The sequence below is a fragment of the Mycolicibacterium vaccae NBRC 14118 = CIP 105934 genome (assembly GCF_001552715.1).
Taxonomy (GTDB): domain Bacteria; phylum Actinomycetota; class Actinomycetes; order Mycobacteriales; family Mycobacteriaceae; genus Mycobacterium; species Mycobacterium vaccae.
The window spans coordinates 1-2911 of record NZ_BCRS01000297.1 but is presented as its reverse complement, the minus strand read 5'-3'; the positions used below and the strand labels follow the sequence as shown (position 1 = coordinate 2911).

Here is a 2911-nt window from a genome sequence, read left to right as displayed (position 1 = left end):
GCCGGGAGGCGGTGGGGGCGGCGGTGGGGGCGGCGGTGGTGGCACGGGACGTCCGCGACCCGGCTCGTCGGCGACATCCGACGATGTGTCGAGACCGCGATCTCCCGCTGTGGGGGGGCCCTCGCGCGGCGGATCGATTGGCGGATCGATCGCCGGCTGCCACGGCGGCGCGGCCATCCGGCGCCCGGTGCGTTTCCTTCCGTCGGACGACGGCTGCTCTTCGTCGGTCCGGCCGAGTGCCGGTGGGACGTAGGCCGGTGGACTGACGGGTTCCTTCTCCGTTGGGGCCGTAGGCGGTTCCGTTGGTGACGCCGGTTGGTCGGGTGCGGCGCTGAGGACGGGTTCTCGGGGCGCGGCGTCCTGCCCGCCCTGACGGGCGGCGAGACGCGCCATCAGTTCAGCGGCCCGTCTGTCCACGTCGTCGGGATCCTGCGCGCCCGGTTGCCGGGCGAGCTGAGCGTCATCTGTCACTGTCGTACTCCGATTCTCTTGATGCCGGTGATGCTCGGTCCACTCCCGCGTCGGGCATGTCCAGCACGGTGATCGCGATGCCTGCGAGCACCGCACACGCGAGCAGGACGACGAGCCCGAGATTGCGCGCACGGTGGTCCGCCGAGCCGGCCGGCGCCGGCGCGGTCACGGCATGCACGGCGTCGAGGGCTGACGGCCGGGCCGGTACCTCGAAGGTGAGCGCAGCCACCGGATCGACAACGCCGTAGCCGACGGCGGCATCGGCGCCCGACGCCGCCGTCCGGGCCGTCCGCTTGATCCGCTCCATCACCTCGCCTGCCGACATTTCTGGGAACCGCGACCGCACCAGCGCGACGACGCCGGAGACGTAGGGGGCCGCGAAGCTCGTGCCGTTGACCGGTACCGGACCGGCAGTCGGATTCAGCCACGCGTTCGTCAGGCCCGGACCGGTCGGGCTGAGCGACGTGATCTGCTCGCCGAGCGCCGCCACGTCGACCCACGGGCCGTGCAGGGAGAATTCGGCCGGACGGCCGGCCGGTGTCACGGCGCCGACGGTCAGCACGTAGTCGGAGAACCACGCCGGACTGGCGACGGTGCGCACCGAAGCCCACGCATCGGCCACCGGCAGGTTGGGATCGTCCATCCGGTTCTGCACGCTGCACTTGCCTTGCGAGGCAAGGTTTCCCGCGGCGGCGACCACGACGACGTTGCGCTCGAACGCGTAGCGCACCGCCTGCCCGACCGCGGTGTCGTCGATGTTCGTCTCTACCGGGGCGCACGCGGCTTCGGACAGGTTGATGACGGTCGCCCCCAGGTCGACGGCCCGCACGATCGCGTAGGCCAGTGTCTGGGTGTTGCCGTACCCAGCCGACGTCGCATTGGGATCGTCCTGGGCCGGCCCCGTTCCCTTCACCGAGTACACGCCGCTGTTCTGTCGGATGGACAGAATGGCCGCCTCCGGTGCCACGCCGCTGAAGCCGTCGTCGGGGCTTGGCGCGGCTGCGATGATGCCGGCCACCAGGGTGCCGTGCGCGTCGCAGTCGGCCAGACCGTCCGAGGACGAGACGTAGTCGCCACCGGGCTGGAGGTTCCGCAGTCTGGGGTTGGGTGAGACGCCGGTGTCGATCACCGCCACCTTCTGGCCTGCTCCCCGGGAGAAGCGCCAGGCGGCGCTGTAGTCGAGCATCATGTCACCGACCGATCGCCGCTGGAACTGGGTGCCGGGAAGGGTGGCGGCCTGCGCGCACACCGTCTTCTGCTCAGTGGGATCCGTCGGGGCGACGGGTCCCGTGGGCGGGGGACCGGGGGCGATGACCGGCGGTTCGATGGCCGCCGCAGGCGCCGGCCAGGCCACGATGCCGCCGACGAACATGCACACGGCCGCGACCCGAGTCCAGTGCCTCACCCGACACCCCATCTCGCATACGCCCCGGCCGCCCACAGTGCGCTGGGCACGACCAGAGCGAAGGCGAGGTACGAACACAGCGAGAGCAGCGCCCGCTGTCGAGGATGCGGCTGGGCCGACCCAGACCCGGCCCCGACGGCGGCAAGGACGATCGCGCACGCCACCAGCACCGAGCCGCCTGCCACCGACATCGGCTCATCGCCCCGTACCGCGGCGAAGGCCAGCGCGACGACCAGAGCCACCGCAGGCACGCCCGCCGCGGCCGGCGCTAACCCGGTGCGGGCACCGGGGCGGGGCAGCCCCAGCGCCGCGGCACACACCAGTCCGAACGTCAGGGTGGGCCACGACGGGATCGGTCCCGACGGGCTCGGCCCGATCCAAACGACCACTGCGCCAGCAGAACCGGCGCCCACCGCCAAACCGGCGTACAGGCCGCTGCGCAGCGAACGTGACCGGGCAACTCGTAGTTCGACGTCCTCGCCGCCGGGTGGCGGGACGGTTCCCGTGGATTCCTGCCCATCCGTCGGATCGGGTCGGCCGGGGCCGGAGTAGTCCAACCGCGCGGTCAACCGGGGGACGGCGAGCGTCGCGACCGTGGCCCCCACGGCCAGGCACAACGCGGCCTCGAAGACGGTGAGGCCAGCCGCATGGATTGCCAATCCAATTGCCCCGCAGGCGAAGAACACCCCGGCGGTGGTGAAGCCTCCCGCGCCGGCGCCGACCAGACGGTACCCCGCCGCGCAGAGCAGGACCAGTGTCAGCGCCCCGCCGGCGAGGGCCGGACTTCCGTAGGGTGACAGACCGGCCCAGCAGGCGGCCGCGGCGATGGGCAGGCAGGCCCACCCCAGGACCGCGCCGGACTCGGCTGATCCGCCCGACCGCGAAGAAACGGCGGCGAGGCCGAGCAGCGTCACGGCGACGAACGCGGACAGGCCCAGCAACGCGGCGCGCCGCGGGCTCGACGCGTCGACCAGCACCAGGTAGACCCAGGCCGCGGCGACCAGACACACCCCGAGGTACGCGACCCGGCGGGCC

At 72.6% G+C, this 2911-nt stretch carries 2 protein-coding genes and 1 pseudogene; all 3 read right to left on the bottom strand.

Translation table 11 applies throughout. The annotated features are described in order from the left end of the window. Nucleotides 1-471 (bottom strand): annotated as a pseudogene (locus tag MVA01S_RS31770) (hypothetical protein); the annotation flags it as partial. Next, nucleotides 461-1843 carry a type VII secretion-associated serine protease mycosin gene (gene mycP, locus MVA01S_RS29355; protein ID WP_003934049.1) on the bottom strand — a complete coding sequence of 461 codons (1383 nt, stop codon included), beginning with the start codon at nucleotides 1841-1843 and terminating at the stop codon, nucleotides 461-463. The pseudogene MVA01S_RS31770 and the gene mycP, both read right to left, overlap by 11 nt. 29 nt (nucleotides 1844-1872) lie before the next feature. After that, a partial coding sequence (locus MVA01S_RS29350) for a ubiquitin family protein (protein WP_110899849.1) occupies nucleotides 1873-2911 on the bottom strand: 1039 nt, incomplete at its 5' end.